The organism is Streptomyces halobius (genome assembly GCF_023277745.1).
Classification (GTDB): domain Bacteria; phylum Actinomycetota; class Actinomycetes; order Streptomycetales; family Streptomycetaceae; genus Streptomyces; species Streptomyces halobius.
Map to the genome: position 1 here is coordinate 3,483,650 of NZ_CP086322.1, position 21,842 is coordinate 3,505,491.

16 protein-coding genes are annotated in these 21,842 nt (G+C 71.6%); 9 read left to right on the forward strand and 7 right to left on the reverse strand.

Features of this window, described 5'->3' with window-relative positions; translation table 11 throughout:
• Positions 1-8 precede the first annotated feature (8 nt).
• Positions 9-503, reverse strand: a complete 495-nt coding sequence (locus K9S39_RS15870) for a roadblock/LC7 domain-containing protein (RefSeq protein ID WP_248864001.1) — start codon at positions 501-503, stop codon at positions 9-11.
• The gene (locus tag K9S39_RS15875) at positions 500-3,808 is read right to left on the reverse strand and encodes a nitrate- and nitrite sensing domain-containing protein (protein WP_248864002.1); all 3,309 of its coding nucleotides are present in this window, start codon (positions 3,806-3,808) and stop codon (positions 500-502) included. Before K9S39_RS15875 ends, K9S39_RS15870 begins: the two co-directional genes overlap by 4 nt.
• A 528-nt stretch (positions 3,809-4,336) precedes the next feature.
• Between K9S39_RS15875 and K9S39_RS15880 the strand changes: the two genes are divergently transcribed.
• Positions 4,337-5,182 carry a hypothetical protein gene (locus tag K9S39_RS15880; protein WP_248864003.1) on the forward strand — a complete coding sequence of 282 codons (846 nt, stop codon included), beginning with the start codon at positions 4,337-4,339 and terminating at the stop codon, positions 5,180-5,182.
• 114 nt (positions 5,183-5,296) lie between these two features.
• Here the strand turns inward: K9S39_RS15880 and K9S39_RS15885 are convergent, their stop codons facing one another.
• Positions 5,297-5,800: a MarR family winged helix-turn-helix transcriptional regulator gene (locus K9S39_RS15885; protein WP_248864004.1), complete on the reverse strand. Its 504-nt coding sequence runs from the start codon at positions 5,798-5,800 to the stop codon at positions 5,297-5,299.
• 268 nt (positions 5,801-6,068) lie between these two features.
• Here K9S39_RS15885 and K9S39_RS15890 point away from each other — a divergent pair, with 268 nt between their 5' ends.
• The gene (locus K9S39_RS15890) at positions 6,069-6,920 is read left to right on the forward strand and encodes a lysozyme (RefSeq protein WP_248864005.1); all 852 of its coding nucleotides are present in this window, start codon (positions 6,069-6,071) and stop codon (positions 6,918-6,920) included.
• Positions 6,921-7,057: 137 nt separating this feature from the next.
• On the opposite strand, the gene lon is transcribed toward K9S39_RS15890, so the two are convergent.
• The 3 genes from lon to K9S39_RS15905 all read right to left on the reverse strand — a co-directional run bounded on the left by lon (position 7,058) and on the right by K9S39_RS15905 (position 11,524).
• Complete coding sequence (gene lon, locus K9S39_RS15895) at positions 7,058-9,475, reverse strand: endopeptidase La (protein ID WP_248864006.1); 2,418 nt, start codon at positions 9,473-9,475, stop codon at positions 7,058-7,060.
• Between the two features lie 206 nt (positions 9,476-9,681).
• Positions 9,682-10,488, reverse strand: a complete 807-nt coding sequence (locus K9S39_RS15900) for a pentapeptide repeat-containing protein (protein WP_248868787.1) — start codon at positions 10,486-10,488, stop codon at positions 9,682-9,684.
• A gap of 73 nt (positions 10,489-10,561) precedes the next feature.
• The gene (locus tag K9S39_RS15905) at positions 10,562-11,524 is read right to left on the reverse strand and encodes a rhomboid-like protein (protein WP_406707948.1); all 963 of its coding nucleotides are present in this window, start codon (positions 11,522-11,524) and stop codon (positions 10,562-10,564) included.
• Between the two features lie 361 nt (positions 11,525-11,885).
• Between K9S39_RS15905 and K9S39_RS15910 the strand changes: the two genes are divergently transcribed.
• The 4 genes from K9S39_RS15910 (at position 11,886) to K9S39_RS15925 (ending at position 18,568) form a co-directional block, all read left to right on the forward strand.
• On the forward strand, positions 11,886-12,635 hold the full coding sequence (locus tag K9S39_RS15910) for a spermidine synthase family protein (protein WP_248864007.1): 750 nt from the start codon (positions 11,886-11,888) through the stop codon (positions 12,633-12,635).
• A 74-nt stretch (positions 12,636-12,709) separates the two neighbouring features.
• Complete coding sequence (locus K9S39_RS15915) at positions 12,710-13,450, forward strand: response regulator transcription factor (protein WP_248864008.1); 741 nt, start codon at positions 12,710-12,712, stop codon at positions 13,448-13,450.
• Positions 13,447-14,595, forward strand: coding sequence for a HAMP domain-containing sensor histidine kinase (locus K9S39_RS15920; RefSeq protein ID WP_248864009.1), 1,149 nt, complete (start codon positions 13,447-13,449; stop codon positions 14,593-14,595). Before K9S39_RS15915 ends, K9S39_RS15920 begins: the two co-directional genes overlap by 4 nt.
• A 238-nt stretch (positions 14,596-14,833) precedes the next feature.
• Positions 14,834-18,568: a multifunctional oxoglutarate decarboxylase/oxoglutarate dehydrogenase thiamine pyrophosphate-binding subunit/dihydrolipoyllysine-residue succinyltransferase subunit gene (locus tag K9S39_RS15925; protein WP_248864011.1), complete on the forward strand. Its 3,735-nt coding sequence runs from the start codon at positions 14,834-14,836 to the stop codon at positions 18,566-18,568.
• Here the strand turns inward: K9S39_RS15925 and K9S39_RS15930 are convergent.
• On the reverse strand, positions 18,523-18,879 hold the full coding sequence (locus K9S39_RS15930) for a hypothetical protein (RefSeq protein ID WP_248864012.1): 357 nt from the start codon (positions 18,877-18,879) through the stop codon (positions 18,523-18,525). The two genes, K9S39_RS15925 and K9S39_RS15930, sit on opposite strands and share 46 nt — an antisense overlap.
• A 203-nt stretch (positions 18,880-19,082) precedes the next feature.
• Here K9S39_RS15930 and K9S39_RS15935 point away from each other — a divergent pair, with 203 nt between their 5' ends.
• The 3 genes from K9S39_RS15935 (at position 19,083) to K9S39_RS15945 (ending at position 21,835) form a co-directional block, all read left to right on the forward strand.
• On the forward strand, positions 19,083-19,262 hold the full coding sequence (locus K9S39_RS15935) for a DUF6104 family protein (RefSeq protein WP_030811338.1): 180 nt from the start codon (positions 19,083-19,085) through the stop codon (positions 19,260-19,262).
• A gap of 267 nt (positions 19,263-19,529) precedes the next feature.
• Positions 19,530-20,639 (forward strand): DUF4097 family beta strand repeat-containing protein, encoded by a 1,110-nt coding sequence (locus K9S39_RS15940; protein ID WP_248864014.1) that lies wholly within the window; start codon positions 19,530-19,532, stop codon positions 20,637-20,639.
• A 2-nt stretch (positions 20,640-20,641) separates the two neighbouring features.
• Positions 20,642-21,835, forward strand: a complete 1,194-nt coding sequence (locus K9S39_RS15945; RefSeq protein ID WP_248864015.1) for a PadR family transcriptional regulator — start codon at positions 20,642-20,644, stop codon at positions 21,833-21,835.
• Positions 21,836-21,842: the final 7 nt, after the last annotated feature.

Consider the following 21,842-nt stretch of genomic DNA (forward strand, 5'->3'; position numbering starts at 1 on the left):
GCGTTCACTCACTGAACGTTCTCCATCGACTTACGGAGTTCCGTGCGCAGTTCGGGGGTCAGGACATGTCCGGCCCGGCCGACGAACAGCGCCATGTGGTAGGCGACGACGCTCATATCGCAGTCCGGGGCGGCATGCACACCGAGCAGCAAACCGTCGCTGATCGACATGACGAACACGCTGCCCTCCTCCATCGCGACCATCGTCTGTTTGACGGCCCCGCCCTCCATCAGCTTCGCGGCGCCGTGGGTGAGGCTGCCGAGCCCGGAGACGACGGTGGCGAGGTCGGCGCTGGACCCTCTGGGCCCGTCACTTTCGCCGGGTCCGGCCGTCTCCTCCGCCAGGGCGGGGTCGGAGGAGAGCAGCAGCAGACCGTCGGAGGAGACCACCGCGACGGAGCGGATGCCGGGCACCTCGTCGACCAGATTGGTCAGCAACCAGTGCAGATTCCGTGCCTGACTGCTCAGTCCGCGTCCGTGAGCAGTCGGCGCTTGCGCCTTCAATCGCGTGCCTCCTCGACAACGTGGCGATCTCCCGGGGCCCCCGCTCCGTCGGTGTCGGTCTGTGGGATGTGCTGCTCAGCGGTACGTTCCGCGATCTCGGCCGCGACCTCGCGCCGGCCGTCCCGCGCGCCCTGCTGGAATCCGCCGAGCCGACGGCGCAGCGCTTCGGCGTTGACCGCGCCGCCGGTGCGCGGGGCGGGCGCCTGCTGCGCCACGATCCTGGGCGTGCGCTTGGGCAGGCCGGTGCCGGTCCTCCGCCGCTCCCCGGCGGGCGGGGCGTCGGCGCCTCGCGGACCGGCACCCTGCGGACCGGCACCCTGCGGATCTGCGGCCGGGGCGTCGGCGGCCTGCGAGTCGGCTGTTTGCGGGGCGGTGCTCTGCTGGGCGGTTCCCTGCAGTTCGGTGCTCTGCGGCTCCGTGTCCTGCGGGTCGTCCGTCGCGGTGCCGGGTTCCGGGCGGGTGTGCTGGTCCGGGCCGATGGCGTACGGGTCGCCGGCGGCCGGCCCGCTGGTGCTCCGGTCGCCGGTGCTCGGGCCGGCCGGGGCGTCCGCGGCAAAGACGTCGCGGGCGATCGGCGCGTCGTCCTCGGGGCGGGCGTGCTCGCCGCTGCCGATGGCGTACGGGCCGGGTGCCTCCGGGCCGTACGGGCTCCGGCCGGGCGCGGAGCCGAGCCCCGCCGCGTCGACGGCGCGCTCCGCGGCGGCGACGAACGGGTCGGTGGGAGGGGTGGCCGGGGCATCCAGGGGATCCGGGGTGACGGCAGCCTCGGCGGCGGACGTGGCCGCGGCGTCATCGAGCGGGGCGGGCCCGGGGATCTCGTCGACGGCCGGGGCGTCGTGGGCGATCGCCGCGTCACCGACGGACGGCGGGGCATCGGCACGCAGCTCATCGGCAGGGCCCGACACCTCATCGGCGGGCGGCGCATCCGCAACACCCGGCCCCTCATCGGTAAGCGGCGCCTCACCGGCAAGGGCCGTGTCGTCGGCCGCATCAACCACATCAACCGCTTCAGCCACATCAGCTGCTTCAGCCACATCAGCCGCCGAACCACTCCCGGCCCCGCCGTCCCCCACCGGACGACTGCCGCCCGCCACTCCGGCCGCCGCCGCCCGGTCGGTCCAAGGCCGCCGCGTCGGCAGGGCGTTGGAGTTCGCCTCGGCGACCGACCCGGGCAGGGTCCGGCCGGGGACCAGGTCCGCGGGGGACGCCGCCGGGTGGGCGGCCGGTGCCGGACGGGTGGGCAGTATGGAGCGCGGCAGCACCACGACGGCGCTGACGCCGCCCTGCTTCTGGTCCCGCAGCTGGACCCGGATGCCGTGCCGGGCGGCCAGCCGCACCACGACGTACAGGCCGAGGCCCAGCGCCTCGTCAACGGTCTCCGAGGACGCGGCGGCCGCCGCGTCCGACAGCCGCTCGTTGAGCTCCGCCAGCCGTTCCGGGGTCATCCCGATGCCCTCGTCCTGGACCGAGAGCATGACCTCGCCGCTCTCCAACAGCCAGCCGGAGACCTCGACATGGGCGTCCGGCGGGGAGAACGCGGTGGCGTTCTCCAGGAGTTCGGCGACGAGATGGCTGAGGTCGTCCGCGGCGAACCCGGCCACCTGGGAGTGCGGCGGCAGCGACTGGACGCGGACCCGCTCGTAGCGCTCTATCTCGCTGATCGATGCGCGCAGCACATCCAGCAGCGGTACGGGGCCCATGTGCGAGGTGACGTGTTCCGCGCCCGCCAGGACGAGGAGGTTCTCGCTGTTGCGGCGCATCCGGGCGGCGAAGTGGTCGAGCTTGAAGAGGGTTTCCAGCCGCTCCGGGTCGTGCTCCTGCTCCTCCAGCGACTCGATGACGCCGAGCTGGCGCTCCACCAGGCCGAGCGTGCGCAGCGACAGATTGACGAACCGTCCGTGTACGCCGGTGCGCAGCGCCGCCAGCCGCTCGGTGAGGTCCGCGATCTGCTCCTTGAGGTCCTCGGCCTGCTCCTGGAGCACCTCGCGCTCGGCGACCAGCCGCTGCCGGCCGCCGACCAGCCGCTTGCGCTCGCCCTCCAGTTCCGCGGTCCGCCGCGCCATCTCGCCGACCTGGGCGTGCAGCGCGTTGACGGACCGTACGGCGGCGGCGAACTCGTCGTTGCGGCCCTTGTAGGTGAGGGGTTCCTCGTGCGCGGGGTCCTCGGCCACCCGCTTGGCACCGATCCGCAGCGCCGCCAGCGGCTGGGTCATGGAGCGGGCGGCCCAGATGCCGGCGCCGACGGCCAGCAGCAGGCAGAGCCCTTCCAGGCCGATGCGGATCTCCAGCTCCGTCACATCGTCGTCGCGCAGCGCGCCGAGCCGCTCGATGTCGGCGGTGGCCATGGCCGACTCGACGCCGCGTATCAGGCCGATGCGGGCGGTGAGCGTGGCCTGCACCCGCTGGCGGTCGAGTCTCCGGTCGGCGGCGTCCAGACGGGGCTGGTCGGTGAGATGGGTCAGATAGCGCTCGGCGGTGGTGACGTCCGTGCCGTTGACCGTGCGGTCGTAACGGTCCCGCGCGCTCTGGCTCGCCGACTGGGTGAAGTCGGCCAGTGCGCCCTGCTCGCGGAGGTGCGCGAGTTGTGCGGCGCCGGTCAGCTTGGGCTGCGGGCCGCCCGCGTTCAGTGCGGCCAGCAGCAGCCCCCGGGCGCCGGCCGCCTGGTCGGAGACGCGGCCGAGGGCGGGCAGTGCGCGGGTGTCGGCGTCGGCGGCGTCCGCGCGGGCGGGCAGGCCGCGCGCGATGTCGTCGCTGATGGCGCCCAGCGCCTGGACGACCTGGGTGTACGCGTCGAAGGTGTCCTCGGCCGAGCCGGGCCCGGACAGCGCCTGGTGACGGCTCTGCGGCAGCCCGGCGAGGAGCTTGTCGGCAGCGGCGTAGACCGCGCTCTCCCCGGAGGAGTCACCGGCCTCGGCACGCAGTTCGGTGATCTGCCGGTCCACGCGGGCGCGCTGGGAGTGCGCGGTGTCGGCACCGCCGCGCGCGCTGCGCCCGGCGGCGACATAGGCGGTCATGGCGTCGCGTTCATCGGCGAGGGAGTGTGCGAGCGCGATGGCGCGCGCGTTCAATTCGGCCAGGTCGACCAGCTGCTGGCTGTTGTGCGCGTTGTCGGCCGCGGTGGCGATGGCGGGGGCGCCGGCACCCAGGACGGCGACGGCCACGACGGCCACGGCGCCGACCAGACGGTTGCGCACCCGCGCGGGACGCCGTCCCGTACGGTCGTCGCCGCCGTCCGTCGTGCCCGGTCCCGAGACCGAACCGGCCGGTGTTCCCGGCTTCCCTGCGCCGCCCCGAAGCCGCTTCATCCGCACCGCTGCTCGCATTCCTGTCTCGCCTGCCCACGCCCTGTGGCGTCGCGGACCCGGCTCGCTTCCGCTCGCGGGAGCGGACCTGCGCGCAGGCCCGCCCGTCGCCCGACCTCCACCCCGGAAGACGGCGCTACGCGCCGACCGCCCGCAGTACATCCGCGAAGGGAACAGCCCGGTTCTGCGCGTCGCGACGAACGTCCTGGCCCGCCCCAATGATCCGGGAAAAATGACCATTCCACCGGCGCCGCGCGGTGGCTCGGCAACAGATGGCCGGCCACCCGAACGAGTGAACATCAATCGGAGTTTGACCATCAACTCCCCCGCACGGCCGCCCACGGCCGCAACCCCGCGCAATCCCGGGACGCGTTTGGAGAACCGCCCCGGCCCTGGAAAGATGCGCGCCCGCAGCCCGCGGGCGGCCTCCGGCCCGCCCTTCCCGCGCGCCGCCGGCCGGGCCGTACGCCCTAGCCACCGGAACGGCCCCGTCACCGGGCCGGAGCGGCCCCCTCCGTCAGACTTGCCCGTATGCGCATCGAACTCGCCACCGAGCCCGGCGATCCCCAACGCCCAAACGAGGACTACGCTTCCGTCGCCCTCCCGGCCTCCGGCCGGGGCGGTGTCCTGGTCCTCCTGGACGGTGTGACGCCCCCGGAGGGCGATGTCGGCTGCGTCCATTCCGTGCCGTGGTTCACCGCGCGTCTCGGGGGCGCAATGCTCGAACTGTCGGGTTCACACCGCGACATGACGCTGTCCGAGTCACTCGCGGCAGCCGTCTCCCGCACCGCCGACAGCCACCGATCCAGCTGTGACCTTTCTCACATGCGCACTCCGCAGGCGACGGTGGTCGCCGCACGGTGGTCCGAGCACACCGTCGAGTATCTGGTGCTGTCGGATTCCGTCCTCCTCCTGGAGCGGACGGACGGTTCGGTGCACCCGGTGCTGGACACCCGGCTGGACGAACTGCCGCCCGCGGTCCGCGCACAGCGGGACGCCGTACGGGCACTGCCCCGCGGCTCCGCCGAACGCGCCGCCGCGGGCCGGGAGTACGCCCGCGCGGTCGAGGCCCTGCGCAACGCCGAGGGAGGCTTCTTCACCGCGGCCGCCGATCCGGGCGTGGCCGCCCGCGCGGTCACCGGCAGCGCCCCGCGCGCCGGGATCCGTTCACTGACCGCACTGACCGACGGGGCGGGCCGCTGGGCAGAGGTCTTCCGCCTGGGCTCCTGGGCGGACTGCGCGGCACTGATCACCAAGCAGGGCCCCCAGGCACTCATCGACCAGGTACGGGCGGCGGAGGCCGCGGACCCGGACTGCACGGCACATCCACGCGGCAAGTCACGGGACGACGCCGCGGTGATTTTTGTGGCGCCGTGACAAAACGGCGGACGCCCGTCGGCCGACTGAGTGGTTCGTGTGGATCGCCGAGCCACTGGCCACCGGGACCGCTCGGGGCCGCTGGGCGCGCCGAAGCTACTGGGGACGCCGGGGCTACTGCCCCTCCTCCCCCTCCTGCCCCTCCTGCCCCGCGTTCAACTGGTGCAGCAGGCGGGCCAGTTCGGCGACCTCGGTGCGGTCCCAGGAGGCGAGGCGGCGGGCGTACTGGGCTCGGCGGGCGGTACGGACCCGGGTGAAGCGGTCCAGGCCCTCGTCGGTGATGCGTACCAGGACGGCCCGGCCGTCGGCCGGGTCCCGCTCGCGGGCGACCAGCCCCAGGCGCTCCAGCGCGTGCAGCTGACGGCTCATCGTGGCCTTGCCGACGCCGAAGAAGGCCGCCAGGTCGGTCGCGCGCTGCGCGCCGGCGTCGGCGAGCCGGACCATCAGTCCGTACGCGGCCGGCTCCAGGTCGGGGTGGACCTCGCGGGCCATTTCGCCGGACGAGGCGCGGGCGCGGCGGAGAAATACCGCCAACTCCCGTTCCAGGGACAGGAATACGTGGTCCACACCACTCGGCTCGCCGTTCGCCGTCGTACCGTCGGCTCCGGTGTTGTGCACGTCAGCGCCCTTTCCCTCTTTCCCCCGCCCTGGAATTTCCTTCAGCGGCGGCCGAAGCCGCAGCTCGGCCAGTATTTCGCAGGGTTAGAGCAACAGCAGCCCGGTAACACTCTTTTGGGAGGGTGGTCTACGCGCGTATTGGCATTCCTGGCATGGTCACACCAAGCATGGCCCGTCGGGAATCGGCCCGCGCGCCATCCCCCCTCACCCCCTTTCTCATCCCCCCTCAGGTCACTCACCGAGATCCACGAGATCTACGGAGGCACGTATGACCGTGCGCCGATCCGGCTCCCCCCGTCCCCCGGCGCGATCTCTCGCGACCGTGGGCGGCATCCTTCTCGCGATCATCTCCCTTCTCCTCGGACTGCCCGGCACCGCCGCCGCGGTCACGGACTACGCTCCCGAACCCACCCACCCCGGCCAGGACTGGGCCGGTTCGGAGATCGCCAAACACGAGGGCATCGCGCCCGGCGGCGGGGCTCCCTCGCTCCTGGCGTCCGTGCACGGCGTGGACGTCAGCAGCCACAACCGCAACGTCGCCTGGTCGACGCTCTGGAAGAGCGGCGTCCGGTTCGCCTACGTGAAGGCGACCGAGTCCAAGAGCTACACCAACCCCTACTTCACCCAGCAGTACAACGGCTCGTACAGGGTCGGCATGATCCGGGGCGCGTACCACTTCGCGACCCCCAACACCTCCAGCGGCGCGGCCCAGGCGAATTACTTCGTCGACCACGGCGGCGGCTGGTCCAAGGACGGCAAGACCCTGCCCGGCGCGCTCGACATGGAGTACAACCCCTATGGCTCGGTCTGTTACGGGCTGAGCAAGGCCGGGCTGGTCAACTGGATGAAGGACTGGTTCCGCACCTACAAGAAGCGCACCGGCCGGGACGCCGTCCTCTACACCTCCACCCGCTGGTGGAAGCAGTGCACCGGCAATTCCACGGCGTTCGGCCGTATCAACCCGCTGTGGATCCCGCGTTATGGCTCCTCGGTCGGCGAACTCCCCGCCGGCTGGAGCTTCCACACCTTCTGGCAGTACACCTCGTCCGGCCCGACGGTCGGTGACCACAACCGCTTCAACGGGGCGTACAGCCGGCTGAAGGCGCTGGCCAACGGCTGAGCTGCCTGTGCGCCTGAACCGGCGCCGCTCTCGCGGAGGTGGCTTAGCCCCGCGAGGGTTGCTCAATTGATGGTTGCGGTAGGGGTGGTCAGCCCGGCTCCCGTACGGGATACGGCGTCAGGCCGGCCACCCCTTCCTCATGCCGCGACAGGTACCTGCGGCGCCGGACCGTTCGACGCCGGTGTCAGCGCCAGCGCCAGCACCTGGCGGACATCCGCGACCGGGTGGACGTCCAGCTTGTCCAGGATCTCGGACGGGACGTCGTCCAGGTCGGCCTCGTTCCGCTTCGGGATCACGACGGTGGTGATCCCCGCACGGTGTGCGGCCAGCAGCTTCTGCTTGACGCCGCCGATGGGCAGGACCCGTCCGGTCAGGGAGACTTCGCCGGTCATGGCCACATCGGGACGGACCCGGCGGCCGGAGAGCAGGGACGCCAGCGCGGTCGTCATCGTGACGCCCGCGCTCGGACCGTCCTTGGGGACGGCGCCCGCCGGTACGTGCAGATGCACGCCCCGCTCCTTCAGGCCGGCGACCGGAAGCTCCAGTTCCGCGCCGTGCGAGCGCAGGAAGGAGAGCGCGATGTGCGCGGACTCCTTCATGACGTCGCCGAGCTGACCGGTCAGCTGGAGCCCGGACGCGCCGGTCTCCGGATCGGCCAGCGACGCCTCGACGTACAGCACATCGCCGCCGGCGCCGGTGACCGCGAGGCCGGTGACGACACCGGGGACCGCGGTCCGCCGCTCGGCCGGGTCCTGTGCCGACTCGGGGGTGTGGTGCGGCCGCCCGATCAGCGGGCGCAGCTGCTCGCTCCCGACCGTGAACGGCAGCTCCCGCTCGCCGAGTTCGTGCTGTGCGGCGACCTTGCGCAGCAGCCTGGCGACCGTCCGCTCCAGATTCCGTACGCCCGCCTCGCGGGTGTACTCGCCCGCCAGCCTGCGCAGCGCGGCGTCCTCCAGGGTCACCTCGCCGGGCTCCAGACCGGCCCGCTCCAGCTGGCGCGGCAGCAGGTGGTCGCGGGCGATGGTGACCTTCTCGTCCTCGGTGTAGCCGTCGAGGCGGACCAGTTCCATGCGGTCCAGCAGCGGCTCGGGGATGGCTTCGAGGACGTTGGCGGTGGCCAGGAAGACCACATCGCTGAGGTCCAGTTCGACCTCCAGGTAGTGGTCCCGGAAGGTGTGGTTCTGCGCCGGGTCCAGGACCTCCAGGAGGGCCGCGGCCGGGTCGCCCCGGAAGTCGGAGCCCACCTTGTCGATCTCGTCGAGGAGGACGACCGGGTTCATGGAGCCGGCCTCCTTGACGGCCCGGACGATCCGGCCGGGCAGCGCGCCGACGTACGTACGCCGGTGGCCGCGGATCTCCGCCTCGTCGCGGACGCCGCCGAGCGCGACCCGGACGAACCTGCGTCCCATGGCGCGGGCCACGGACTCGCCCAGGGAGGTCTTGCCGACGCCGGGCGGCCCGACGAGGGCGAGGACGGCCCCTCCCCGGCGGCCGCCGACGAGCCCCAGACCGCGTTCGGCCCGCCGCTTCCGGACGGCCAGGTACTCGGTGATCCGCTCCTTGACGTCCTCCAGGCCCGCGTGGTCCGCGTCCAGCACCCGCTTGGCGCCGGCGATGTCGTACGCGTCCTCGGTCCGCTCGTTCCAGGGGAGTTCCAGCACCGTGTCCAGCCAGGTGCGGATCCACGACCCCTCGGGGCTCTGGTCGCTGGCCCGCTCCAGCTTGTCGACCTCCTTGAGGGCGGCCTTGCGGACGTCCTCGGGCAGCTCGGCGGCCTCGACCCGGACGCGGTAGTCGTCGCTCTCGTCCTCGGGATCGCCGTTGAGCTCGGCCAGTTCCTTGCGGACCGCCTCCATCTGGCGGCGCAGCAGGAATTCCCGCTGCTGCTTGTCGACGCCCTCCTGGACGTCCTTGGCGATGGACTCGGCGACGTCCTGTTCGGCGAGGTGCTCACGCAGCGCCTCGGCGGCGAACTTCAGGCGGGCGACCGGGTCGGTGGTCTCCAGCAGCTGGACCTTCTGTTCCGTGGTCAGGAACGGGGAGTAGCCGGAGTTGTCGGCGAGCGTCGGCACATCGTCGATCTGCTGCACCCGGTCCACGACCTGCCAGGCGCCGCGCTTCCGCAGCCAGCTGGTGGCCAGCGCCTTGTACTCGGTGACGAGTTCGGCGACCGCCCCGGGGAGAGGCTCGGGAACCCGTTCCTCCACGGTCGTGCCTTCCACCCAGAGCGCGGCACCGGGCCCGGTCGTGCCGGAACCGATCCGTACCCGGCCCAGGCCCCGGATCAGCGCGCCGGGATCGCCGTCGGACAGCCGTCCGACCTGCTCGATCCGCCCGAGCGTGCCGATGCCCGCGTACGTCCCGTCAATCCGGGGCACGAGCAGCACCTTCGGCTTGGTGCCCGGGGACCCCGAGGACGCAGCGGCCTGTGCGGCTTCCACCGCCGCCCGTACCTCCGTGTCGGACAGGTCCAAGGGCACCACCATGCCGGGCAGTACGACCTCGTCATCGAGGGGCAGCACGGGCAGGGTGAGCGATGCGGACGTCGAAGCCATGATCTCCCCTTCGGCAGGCAAGTTGAGCTTTACTCACTCAATGCGGCGGGGAGGGGAAATGTTCCCCGTAGCGCGTTCGCTGTGAGCGAGCGGAGCGAGTGAGCCATGAAAGGTGCGCGTCTCGCGCATGCGAGGCCGAGCGCAGCGAGGCTTCGGCATGAGCGAGACGGAGCGAGCCTTTGAAGAGGCCGGCGGGGGTGGGGCCGCTACCAGTGGGTGGGGCGGTTGAGGGCCGGCGGCAGCTTGGTGGCGGTGTCGCCCTTGGCCGCGTTGAGCTGGGACTGGGTGAGGAAGATGCTGCCGGTGAGGTCGGCACCGCTGAGGTCGGCGTCCCGCAGGTCCGCACCGATCAGATCGGCGGCGCGCAGGTCGGCGCCCTTGAGGTCGGCGGCGATGAGGTAGGCCCCGCGGAGGTTGGCGCCCTGGAGGTCGGCGCCCTTGAGGCGGGCCCCGATCAGGTCGGCGCCCCGGCGGTCCTTCTTGCGGCCCGGGACCTTGGCGCGTACGAGTTCGCTGGTGCGCAGCAGCAGGGTGTTGACCTCGCCCCGGTGTGCCGGGACGTCCAGCTCCATCAGTTCCTGGGCGGTGCCGCAGGTGAGGCGTTCGGTCTGCTCCAGCGCGCGGCGCAGTTCGGCGTGGACGGGGCGGGCCGGCGGCAGGGTCAGCGCTTCGGCCAGGTACCAGAGCAGTTCGTGGAGCTGCCGCATGACGGGGAACACGTCGAACATCTGGCGGGCGGCACTCGGGGCCTGCCGCCAGTCCTGTCCGCCGAAGGTGACCTGGGAGACCTTCTGGCCGGCGCCGAAGCAGTCGAAGACGGTGCAGCCGGAGAAGCCGCGCTGCCGGAGGTCGGCGTGGATGCCGCAGCGGAACTCGGCGTCCAGATTCGGACAGGGCCGCCCGGCGTCCTTGTCGATCGCGAAGTCCGCCGAGGCCGCGAACGGCAATGCGACGCAGCACAGCCCGAAGCAGCTGCCGCAGTCGGCCTGCAGGCCGAGATCGGCGGACCGCAGGCCGAGGCCGGCGCTGCCGGGATGCGGGGGTTGGCGGTCCTGGGACACCGTGCGTGAACTCCTGGGATGGGGACTATGGACGACCCATTCTCCCAGGCCGCGGTAGCCGCCGCGGATGGCCGGTGCCCGCCGCCGCGCCGTCCGGGCCGGGCCGGGTGCGCACCCGTTCCCCACGCAGCGCCGGATGCCCCAGGTCACCGAGGAGCGGCGGGTCCCCGGTGCGGTGGGCGCGCCAGCGGCGGAGCAGGGGCCGGCTCGCGATGCCGAGGGTGAGCGAGAGCAGATGGCCCCAGTTGCTCACGGGATCGGCGTAGGCGAGCAGGTCGGTGACGGCGAGCGAGCCGACGCCGGCCAGCAGTGGCCAGCGGCACCAGCCGGGCAGCCCGCCCGCGAGCGCTCCGGTGCAGGTCATCACGCCGAAGCTGATGCCGTAGTCGAGACGGTGCAGGGAGCTGTCGGGCAGCTGTCCGGCGGCGACGGACAGGCCCACCGGCACTTCGGTCGCGAGGGTGGCCAGCGCATGTCCGCCGAAGAAGACGGCGGCGGTGCGCAGCCCGCCGATCCGCCGCTCCAGCGCCGTCAGGACGAAGAGGAAGCCGATGGCGTACGCGGAGGTCAGGCCGCCGGCTACCCACAGGGCACTGGCGACGAGGACCAGCAGCGGGGCGCGGGCGAGATGGACGACGTCGGTGCTGGAGCCGCGCAGCAGCTCGGAGACGAGCGAGGGGTCGGCGTGGTCGGCGAAGAGCGAGGTCGCCACGAGGAGGGCGGCGTACCAGAAGGTGAAGGGGGTGCCGACGGGGGTGGGCAGCAGTCGCCAGGGCCGCCATCGGAAGGGCAGTCGTCCGGTGCGCGGGCACCGGGCGGCCGCACCGCGCACCCCGGCCCCCGCGTCCCCGCGCTGCCGGGGAATCCCGCTCAGGCTGCCCTCCGGCGGCCGCCCCCCGTCCCATGTGCCGTCGGTGGGACGCTCGCTTCGTCCGCCCACCGCCGGAGTGCCGCCCGATGTGCCATCGGCGGTGCCAAGCCCGCTCACGTTCCGAAGCCCCTTCCGTCCTGGCGCACACGGTGAGCCACGCCCGTGTCCCTTCGGCCGTGTTTCCGCTGTTGTCGTGTTTCCGCTGTGGTGAACCACGTTGTTCCGCTGTGGTGAACGACGGACGACGTGGCTCCTCCGTACTGGACAACGTTCGCAGCCACCCTGTCCGCTCACCCCATGATCCGCTGTGCGAGTGAGATGCGTCACACGAGGCAACCTTTATGACATTCGCCACGTCCGGGGTCGGAGGGCGATGATTCCGGACACCTTCCGGACGACTCTCAGGTGCCTTCCGAATGCCGGACGCGGCCCCCCGAGCGGTTGGACCGCCGCGCCCGGCGTTGGCCAGGATGACCGTATGGCTTCCGTTCCCTCCTCAGCTCCGGCGGCCGGTCCCCAGGAGGCCCCGTGCACCCTCGACCGGCGCCAAGGCCCTTACGGCGAAGTGGTGTTGCGGCAACGGGGCGGCACCCCCGAAGGCTCGGGAACCCCCGCGGCACCCGCGGTCTACGAGATCATCGCCAACGGCTGCTTCCTGATGGACACCTCCGACGGCCGCTCCGAACGGCTGCTGATCGACGCCGCGCTCGCCGCGCTGCCGGCCGACCGGGAGGCACCCGCCGTCCTGATCGGCGGCCTCGGCGTCGGCTTCTCGCTGGCACGGGCGGCGGGCGAACCGCGCTGGGGCCGGATCGCCGTCGTCGAGCGCGAGCAGGCGGTGATCGACTGGCACCGCGCGGGCCCGCTGTCGGCCGTCTCGGCGGACGCGCTGGCCGACCCGCGCACCGAGACCCTGCACACCGAACTGGTCGCCCACCTCTGCGCCGGGGCGGGCCAAGACACCTTCGACGCCTTGTGTTTGGACATCGACAACGGCCCCGACTGGACCGTCACGGAGGACAACAACAGCCTCTACTCCCCCACCGGTCTCGCCGCCTGCCGGGACCGGCTGACGCCGGGCGGGGTGCTCGCCGTGTGGTCCGCGCAGCCCTCGCCGGACTTCGAGCAGGCCCTGCGAAATGCCGGATTCAGCGGGGTACGGACGGAAGAGATGCCCGTTGTCCGAGGCGTCCCGGACGTCGTCCACCTCGCCCGCAAGGGCGCGTAGCCGACAGTCCGACCATGGCTTTACGCTGCTGCCCAGCAAAACGCGACCACGCAGGGGACATGCAGGGGCGGGCGATGGACCAGACTCAGACAACCCAGGGCGGCACCGCCGCGGCCACGCCGGGCGCCCAGCGCCGGGTGCTGGTCGTGGAGGACGACCCGACGATCGTCGACGCCATCGCGGCCCGGCTCCGCGCCGAGGGCTTCCAGGTGCAGACGGCGACGGACGGCCCGGCCGCCGTGGACATCGCCGAGGCGTGGCAGCCCGATCTGCTCGTCCTCGATGTGATGCTGCCGGGCTTCGACGGCCTGGAGGTCTGCCGCCGGGTGCAGGCCCAACGCCCCGTACCGGTGATGATGCTCACCGCCCGGGACGACGAGACGGACATGCTGGTCGGCCTCGGCGTCGGCGCCGACGACTACATGACCAAGCCGTTCTCGATGCGGGAGCTGGCCGCCCGGGTGCATGTCCTGCTGCGCCGGGTCGAGCGCGCCGCGCTGGCCGCACACACCCCGCGCAGCGGCATCCTCCGCCTCGGTGAGCTGGAGATCGACCATGCGCAGCGCCGGGTCCGGGTGCGCGGCGCCGATGTCCATCTCACGCCCACCGAATTCGATCTGCTGGTGTGCCTGGCGAACACCCCGCGCGCGGTGCTCTCCCGGGAGCAGCTGCTGGCCGAGGTGTGGGACTGGGCGGACGCCTCCGGGACGCGCACCGTCGACAGCCACATCAAGGCGCTGCGCCGCAAGATCGGCGCCGAGCGTATCCGTACGGTCCACGGCGTCGGCTACGCTCTGGAGACCCCGGCCGCATGACGCGGGCCTCCGGAGGCGACCGCTGGCGCGGGCCGGCGACCGGGTTGTGGAAGTGGGTCTGGGAGGGGCTGCGGCCCCTGGACCCGTACCGTTCCGTCAAGGCCGCGCTGGGCGCGCTGGTCATCGTCTCGGTGATCATCACCACCCTGCTGGTGTTCGTCGCGATCCACTCGGCGACCGAGCTGCGGGTGATCACGATCTTCTCGATCATCGCCTCACTGCTGATCACCCAGTTCGTGGCGAACAGCCTGACCGCCCCGCTCGACGAGATGACCGATGTCACGCGGTCGATGGCGCACGGCGACTACACCCGGCGGGTGCGGTCGGAGCGGCGTGACGAGTTCGGGGACCTGGCCGACGCCTTCAACCGGATGGCGGCCGATCTGGAGGCGGTGGACACCCACCGCAAGGAGCTGGTCGCCAATGTCTCGCACGAGCTGCGCACCCCGATCGCGGCGCTGCGGGCGGTGCTGGAGAACGTCGTGGACGGTGTCTCCGAGCCCGATCCGGAGACGATGCGCACCGCGCTGAAGCAGACCGAGCGGCTCGGCCGGCTGGTGGAGCATCTGCTGGACCTGTCCCGGCTGGACAACGGGGTGGTGCCGCTGCACGCCCGGCGCTTCGAGGTGTGGCCGTATCTGTCGGGGGTGCTCAAGGAGGCCCATATGAGCCGGGGCGTCTCGACGCTGTCCGCGCTGTCCGGGGTTCCCGGTTCCGGCACCCACACCCGTACCGACGTCCATCTGCACCTCGATGTCTCGCCTCCGGAGCTGACCGCGCACGCCGACGCCGAGCGGCTGCACCAGGTCGTGGCGAATCTGATCGACAACGCGATCAAGCACAGCCCGCAGCACGGCCGGGTCACCGTCCACGCGCGGCGCGGCGACGGGCCGGAGAGCCTGGAGCTGGAGGTGCAGGACGAGGGCCCCGGCATCCCCGAGTCGGAGCGCTACCGGGTCTTCGAGCGGTTCAACCGCGGCGGCCCCGGCCCGTCCGGTCCCGGGACGGACGGCGGTACGGGGCTGGGCCTGGCCATCGCGCGCTGGGCGGTGGACCTGCACGGCGGGCGGATCCGGGTGGCCGAGTCCCCGCGCGGCTGCTGCATCCGGGTCAGCCTTCCCGGGCTGGAGTCGGACCGCGGCTGACGGCGGTGACGTAGGGTCGGTGGCGGGAGCACGCATTTCCCGGATGCGACGGTGATCACTTCTTACCCGCGCACGGGCAAACTTCGGGTGTTTCCCGTCTTGTCCTGCCCTGAAACCCTTCGGTGAATGTGACGTGCACGACGAGTGCCCCTCTCGGACTGCACCAGAGGTCACAACAGGCGTAGCCTTTATTCCCGCTGTCCACCACCTTAGGAAGCGGAAGAGGGCGGTTGCCGCCGTGTCGCTACAGTCCCCCAACAGTGCGAGTATCTCGTCGGACCAAGAGGGGCAGGGAAAGAGTCCTGCTGCCGCGTTTGGTCCCAATGAGTGGCTCGTCGACGAGATCTACCAGCAGTACCTCCAGGACCCGAACTCGGTAGACCGAGCCTGGTGGGACTTCTTCGCCGACTACAAGCCGGGCGCCGCCGCGCCGAGCAAGCCGGCCGAGAGCCCCGCTCCGGCCCCGTCCCCGGCCGCGCCGAAGCCCGCCGCCCCGGCTCCCGCGCCCGCCGCGAGCGCTCCGGCCCCGGCGAAGCCCGCCCCGGCGCCCGCCAAGGCCGCGCCCGCCGCCAAGGCCAAGGCCGCACCGGCCGCCGAGGCCCCGGTCGGCCCCGAGTTCGTCACCCTGCGTGGCCCCTCGGCCGCCGTCGCGAAGAACATGAACGCCTCCCTGGAGCTGCCGACGGCCACGTCCGTCCGCGCCGTCCCGGTGAAGCTGCTGTTCGACAACCGCATCGTCATCAACAACCATCTCAAGCGCGCCCGTGGCGGGAAGGTCTCCTTCACGCACCTCATCGGGTACGCGATGGTGCAGGCCCTCAAGGCCATGCCGTCGATGAACTGCTCCTTCGCGGAGAAGGACGGCAAGCCGACGCTGGTCAAGCCCGAGCATGTCAACCTCGGTCTGGCCATCGACCTGGTGAAGCCCAGCGGCGAGCGCCAGCTCGTCGTCGCCGCCATCAAGAAGGCCGAGACGCTGACCTTCTTCGAGTTCTGGCAGGCGTACGAGGACATCGTCCGCCGCGCCCGGGACAACAAGCTGACGATGGACGACTTCACCGGAGTCACCGCGTCGCTGACCAACCCGGGTGGCATCGGCACCGTCCACTCCGTGCCGCGTCTGATGCCGGGCCAGTCCATGATCATGGGCGTCGGCTCGATGGACTACCCCGCCGAGTTCCAGGGCACCTCGCAGGACGCCCTGAACAAGATGGGCATCTCCAAGGTCATGACGCTGACCAGCACCTATGACCACCGAGTGATCCAGGGCGCCGCCTCCGGCGAGTTCCTGCGGATCATGAGCCAGCTGCTGCTCGGCGAGAACGAGTTCTACGACGAGATCTTCAAGTCGCTGCGGATCCCCTACGAGCCGGTCCGCTGGCTGCGCGACATCGACGCCTCGCACGACGACGACGTCACCAAGGCCGCCCGGGTCTTCGAGCTGATCCACTCCTACCGGGTGCGCGGCCATGTCATGGCCGACACCGACCCGCTGGAGTACCACCAGCGCAAGCACCCCGACCTGGACATCACCGAGCACGGCCTCACCCTGTGGGACCTGGAGCGGGAGTTCGCGGTCGGCGGCTTCGCCGGCAAGTCCATGATGAAGCTGCGCGACATCCTGGGCGTGCTGCGCGACTCGTACTGCCGCACCACCGGCATCGAGTTCATGCACATCCAGGACCCCAAGCAGCGCAAGTGGATCCAGGACCGCGTGGAGCGTTCCCACAAGTCGCCCGAGCGTGAGGAGCAGCTGCGCATCCTGCGCCGACTGAACTCCGCCGAGGCGTTCGAGACGTTCCTGCAGACCAAGTACGTCGGCCAGAAGCGCTTCTCCCTGGAGGGCGGCGAGTCCGTCATCCCGCTGCTGGACGCGGTCATCGACTCCGCGGCCGAGTCGCGCCTCGACGAGGTCGTCATCGGCATGGCCCACCGCGGCCGCCTCAACGTCCTGGCGAACGTCGTCGGCAAGTCGTACGCGCAGATCTTCCGCGAGTTCGAGGGCAACCTCGACCCGAAGTCGATGCACGGCTCCGGCGATGTGAAGTACCACCTGGGCGCCGAGGGCACCTTCACCGGCCTGGACGGCGAGCAGATCAAGGTCTCGCTCACCGCCAACCCCTCCCACCTGGAGGCCGTGGACCCGGTCGTCGAGGGTGTCGCGCGCGCCAAGCAGGACATCATCGGCAAGGGCGGCACGGACTTCACCGTGCTGCCGGTCCAGCTGCACGGTGACGCGGCGTTCGCCGGCCAGGGCGTGGTGGCGGAGACGCTGAACATGTCCCAGCTGCGCGGCTACCGCACCGGCGGCACGGTCCACATCGTCATCAACAACCAGGTCGGCTTCACCGCCGCGCCGGAGTCGGCCCGCTCCTCCATGTACGCCACGGACGTGGCCCGCATGATCGAGGCACCGATCTTCCATGTGAACGGTGACGACCCGGAGGCGGTCGTCCGCGTCGCCCGTCTGGCCTTCGAGTTCCGCCAGGCGTTCAACAAGGACGTCGTCATCGACCTGATCTGCTACCGCCGTCGCGGCCACAACGAGTCGGACAACCCGGCCTTCACCCAGCCGCTGATGTACGACCTGATCGACAAGAAGCGCTCGGTGCGCAAGCTCTACACCGAGTCGCTCATCGGCCGCGGCGACATCACGCTGGAAGAGGCCGAGCAGGCGCTGCAGGACTTCCAGGGCCAGCTGGAGAAGGTCTTCACCGAGGTCCGCGACGCCACGACGGCGCCGGCGGTGCCCGAGGTGCCGCAGCCCAAGGCCGAGTTCCCGGTCTACGTGGACACCGCGATCTCCCAGGAGGTCGTCAAGCGGATCGCCGAGTCCCAGGTCAACGTCCCCGAGCGGGTCACCGTCCACCCGCGTCTGCTGCCGCAGCTGCAGCGCCGCGCGGCCCAGGTGGAGGACAACGCGATCGACTGGGGCATGGGCGAGACCCTGGCCATCGGTTCGCTGCTGATGGAGGGCACCCCGGTCCGGCTCGCCGGCCAGGACTCCCGCCGCGGCACCTTCGGCCAGCGGCACGCGGTGCTCATCGACCGGGTCACCGGCGACGACTACACCCCGCTGCTCTACCTCGCCGAGGACCAGGCCCGCTTCAACGTCTACGACTCGCTGCTCAGCGAGTACGCGGCGATGGGCTTCGAGTACGGCTACTCGCTGGCCCGCCCGGAGGCGCTGGTCATGTGGGAGGCGCAGTTCGGTGACTTCGTCAACGGCGCGCAGACCGTCGTGGACGAGTTCATCTCCTCCGCCGAGCAGAAGTGGGGCCAGACCTCCGGCGTCACCCTGCTGCTGCCGCACGGCTACGAGGGCCAGGGCCCGGACCACTCCTCGGCCCGTATCGAGCGCTTCCTGCAGCTCTGCGCCCAGAACAACATGACGGTCGCCGCGCCGACCCTGCCGTCGAACTACTTCCACCTGCTGCGCTGGCAGGTCCACAACCCGCACCACAAGCCGCTGGTCGTCTTCACCCCGAAGTCGATGCTGCGTCTGAAGGCGGCGTCGTCGAAGACGGAGGAGTTCACGACGGGCGGTTTCCTCCCCGTCATCGGCGACAGCGCGGTGGACGCCCAGGCCGTCCGCAAGGTCGTCTTCTGCTCCGGCAAGGTCTACTACGACCTGGAGGCCGAGCGGGCCAAGCGCGGCGCGAACGACACGGCGATCGTCCGTATCGAGCGGCTCTACCCGCTTCCCGGCAAGGAGCTCCAGGCGGAGATCGCCAAGTTCCCGAACGCCGAGAAGTACCTGTGGGCCCAGGAGGAGCCGGCGAACCAGGGTGCCTGGCCGTTCCTCGGTCTCAACCTGATCGACCACCTGGACCTGGCCGTCGGCGCCGACATCCCGCACGGCGAGCGCCTGCGCCGCATCTCGCGGCCGCACGGCTCGTCGCCGGCCGTCGGCTCCGCCAAGCGGCATCAGGCGGAGCAGGCGCAGCTGATCGCGGAGGTCTTCGACGCGTAGCGTTTGGCCGAAGTGGGCTTGCCCGCTGACCTCATGGGGCCCGGCACCGCGCATGATGCGTGGTACCGGGCCCCGGTGTCGTTTTGTGCGGCCCGGTGTGGGTGCGGGATTCTGCTGCGGGTTCGTGTTCCGGTTTGTGCCCACCCTCCGCCATTGCCATGAGGGTCCCCCGCGCCGTTCAGGAGTGGGGCAGGCATGAGGGCGGCCGACTCCAGGTGCGGGACGAGTTCGGCGTAGCGCTCCCAGTAGCGGGCGTCGGAGGGGTTCTGCGGGTCGGCGGTGATCAGCACCCGGCAGGCCGTGGCGAACATGTGGCCTCCGTACCGTCGGGCAGCGTGATCTGCTGAGCACGATCTTGCAGCACGGCCTTCCGCTCCCCCCTGAGCGGCAATTCCCCATTGCCGCAGGGCGGTTGACAGGCGATCAGGTCAGCTCCCGGGTACCTGTGGCGCGAGCGGTCCGTGAGCCTGCCTATCCTGGCCCGGAATGTCCCATGACCCCTGGTGGAGAGTACGTGTATTTCACTGACCGAGGCATCGAGGAACTGGAGAACCGGCGTGGCGAGGAGGAGGTCACCCTCGGCTGGGTGGCCGATCAGCTGCGTACGTTCGTCGACCTGAACCCTGACTTCGAGGTGCCGGTGGAGCGGCTGGCCACGTGGCTGGCACGTCTCGACGACGAGGACGACGAGTAGGACGAGTAGGACGAGTAGGACGAGGACGGCAGCAGGACGAGTAGGAGGCGGGCACGGGGCGAGCGGGCGGCGATCAGGGCGCGAGCGGGGAGCCCGCGCGAAGCATCCACCCGCGGGAAGCATGTAAGGGACAACTGCAGAACGCCCCAGGGGACGGGTCAGGGTGAGCTCGGGGTCCGGGCCGCTTGACTTCCGCAATCCGCGATATAGCGTGTTTACCGAAGACGCGATATGTTGCGTTGCATTGCCTACCCAGGGGAGGCCGGAATGTCAGCCGGGAGCGAGTGGCCGCAGCAACCGATGAAGGTGGACGGACCACGGAAGCTGGAGATCGAAGCCCCCGTCGACGCGCTGAACGTGCGCCTCTACGGCGGCACGGTCAACGTCGTCGGCACCTCGGACGGCAGCCCGGCCCGCCTGGAGATCAGCGAGGTGGACGGCCCGCCGCTGACCGTCTCGTGCCGGAACGGCACCCTTTCGATCGGGTACGAGGACCTGCCCTGGCGGGGTTTCCTCAAGTTCCTCGACCGCAGGGGCTGGAACCGCGGCGCGGTGGTGTCGGTGACCGTCCCGGCCGCCACCCGTGTCGAGGTGGGAGTGGTCGGCGCGGCCGCGGTGGTCTCCGGGATCTCGGGGCGTACGGAGCTGCGCGGCGTGTCCGGGGACAGCACCCTCGTCGGCCTGACCGGCCCGGTGCAGGCGGACACCGTCACGGGCAGGGTCGAGGCGCAGGCCGTCACCGGTGATCTGCGGTTCCACTCCGTCTCGGGGGATCTGACGGTCATCGACGGCGCGGGCGGTTCGGTGCGCGCGGACTCCGTCAGCGGCGACATGGTTCTCGATCTGGACCCGGCGGCCAAGGGCACCGACATCAATCTGACGACGGTCTCCGGGGAGGTCGCCATCCGTCTGCCCGACCCGGCCGAGGCCGGAGTGGACGCGAAGGTGGACGCCAACACCACGAGCGGCACGGTCAGCAACGCCTTCGACGAGCTACGCGTCAGCGGCCAGTGGGGCGCCAAGAGGATCAGCGGCGCTCTCGGCGCGGGCACCGGCACGCTCAAGGCCACCACGGTCTCCGGCGGCCTGGCCCTACTGCGCCGCCCCGCCTTCGAACAGCCGCAGGACACGCCCGGCAGTGGGCCGGGCGACGGACCGGGTGACGGATCGGGGCACGGCCCAGGTCGCGCCCCCGGCCCCGGACCCGACCCGGATGACGGACCCGGCCCCGATCCGTCCGACGGCCCCGGCCGCGCCCCCGGCGACAGTCCGTACGACCCCGCGGGCGACGGCCCGTCCAACGTCGCCCCCGCCTCCGGTCCGCGCGACGCCGATTCCACCGCCCCGCCCGCAGCCCCAGAGAAGAAGGTGCTCTGAGCATGCCTCCCGTCTTCGCCCACGGCCGCCTCCGTCTCTACCTCCTCAAGCTGCTCGACGAGGCCCCCCGGCACGGCTACGAGATCATCCGCCTCCTGGAGGAGCGCTTCCACGGCCTGTACGCCCCGTCCGCCGGCACGGTCTACCCCCGACTGGCCAAGCTGGAGGCCGAGGGCCTGGTGACCCACGCCACCGAGGGCGGCCGCAAGGTCTACTCGATCACCGACGCCGGCCGGGCCGAACGCGCCGACCGCGGCGGCGAACTGGCCGATCTGGAGCTGGAGATCCGCGAGTCGGTGGCCGCGCTGGCCTCCGACATCCGCGAGGACGTGAGCGGTTCGGCGCGGGATCTGCGCCGCGAGATCCGGGAAGCCGCACAGCAGGCCCGCGCGGGCTCGGGCGCGGGTGGGGCCGGCCCCACTCAGGAGACCGGGCAGACGGGCAGGGGCGGCGAGAAGAACGGCTCCGCCGGACGGCCGTTCCCGGATGCCGGGGACCACTTCGACGGCTCGTTCGGCGACAAGGAGTCCTGGCGGCAGGCGAAGGAGGAGTTCCGCCGCGCCAAGGAGGAGTGGAAGGAACAGGCCAGGCGCGCCAAGGAGGAGAGCCGGCGGGCCAGGCAGGACGCGCAGCGGGCGCGCAAGCAGGCGAGGGAGGCCCAGATCTTCGCCCGCGAGGAGGTCCAGCGGGTCATCAAGCGGGTCCAGGAGCAGACCCAGGGACATATGCGTTCCGGCGACTGGGCGGGGGCGGTGCGCGAGGCGCTGTCCGAGGTGTCGCGCGAGGTGGGCCGCTTCACGAGCGGCCAGTCCGGCACCGGGCGGGACGGCGCCGAGAACGAGTCCCGGGTGACGGTCGAGCGCGTCGATCTGGCGAAGGGGCACCACGGAGGGGCCGGGGGTGCCGGGGCCCCCGAAGGGGCCGAGGCAGCCGCAGGTCCTCAGCGGGGCCGCGCGGCCGAGGCGCCCCCCGCCCCCGCCTGGGCGACCGAGCCCACCAGCGACGACCCGGCCCGCGACTTCGACCGCCTGCTGGACCGCTTCCGCGACGACCTCCGGGACGCGGCCCGCGACCACGGCGTCACGGCGGAGCAGCTGAAGGAATCCCGCCGCCGCCTCTCGACGGCCGCCGCCCACATCGGCGCACTGCTCCGCGACCCGGAGCGGTACTCGTCCCTCATGGACCCGAACGACTAGACCGATC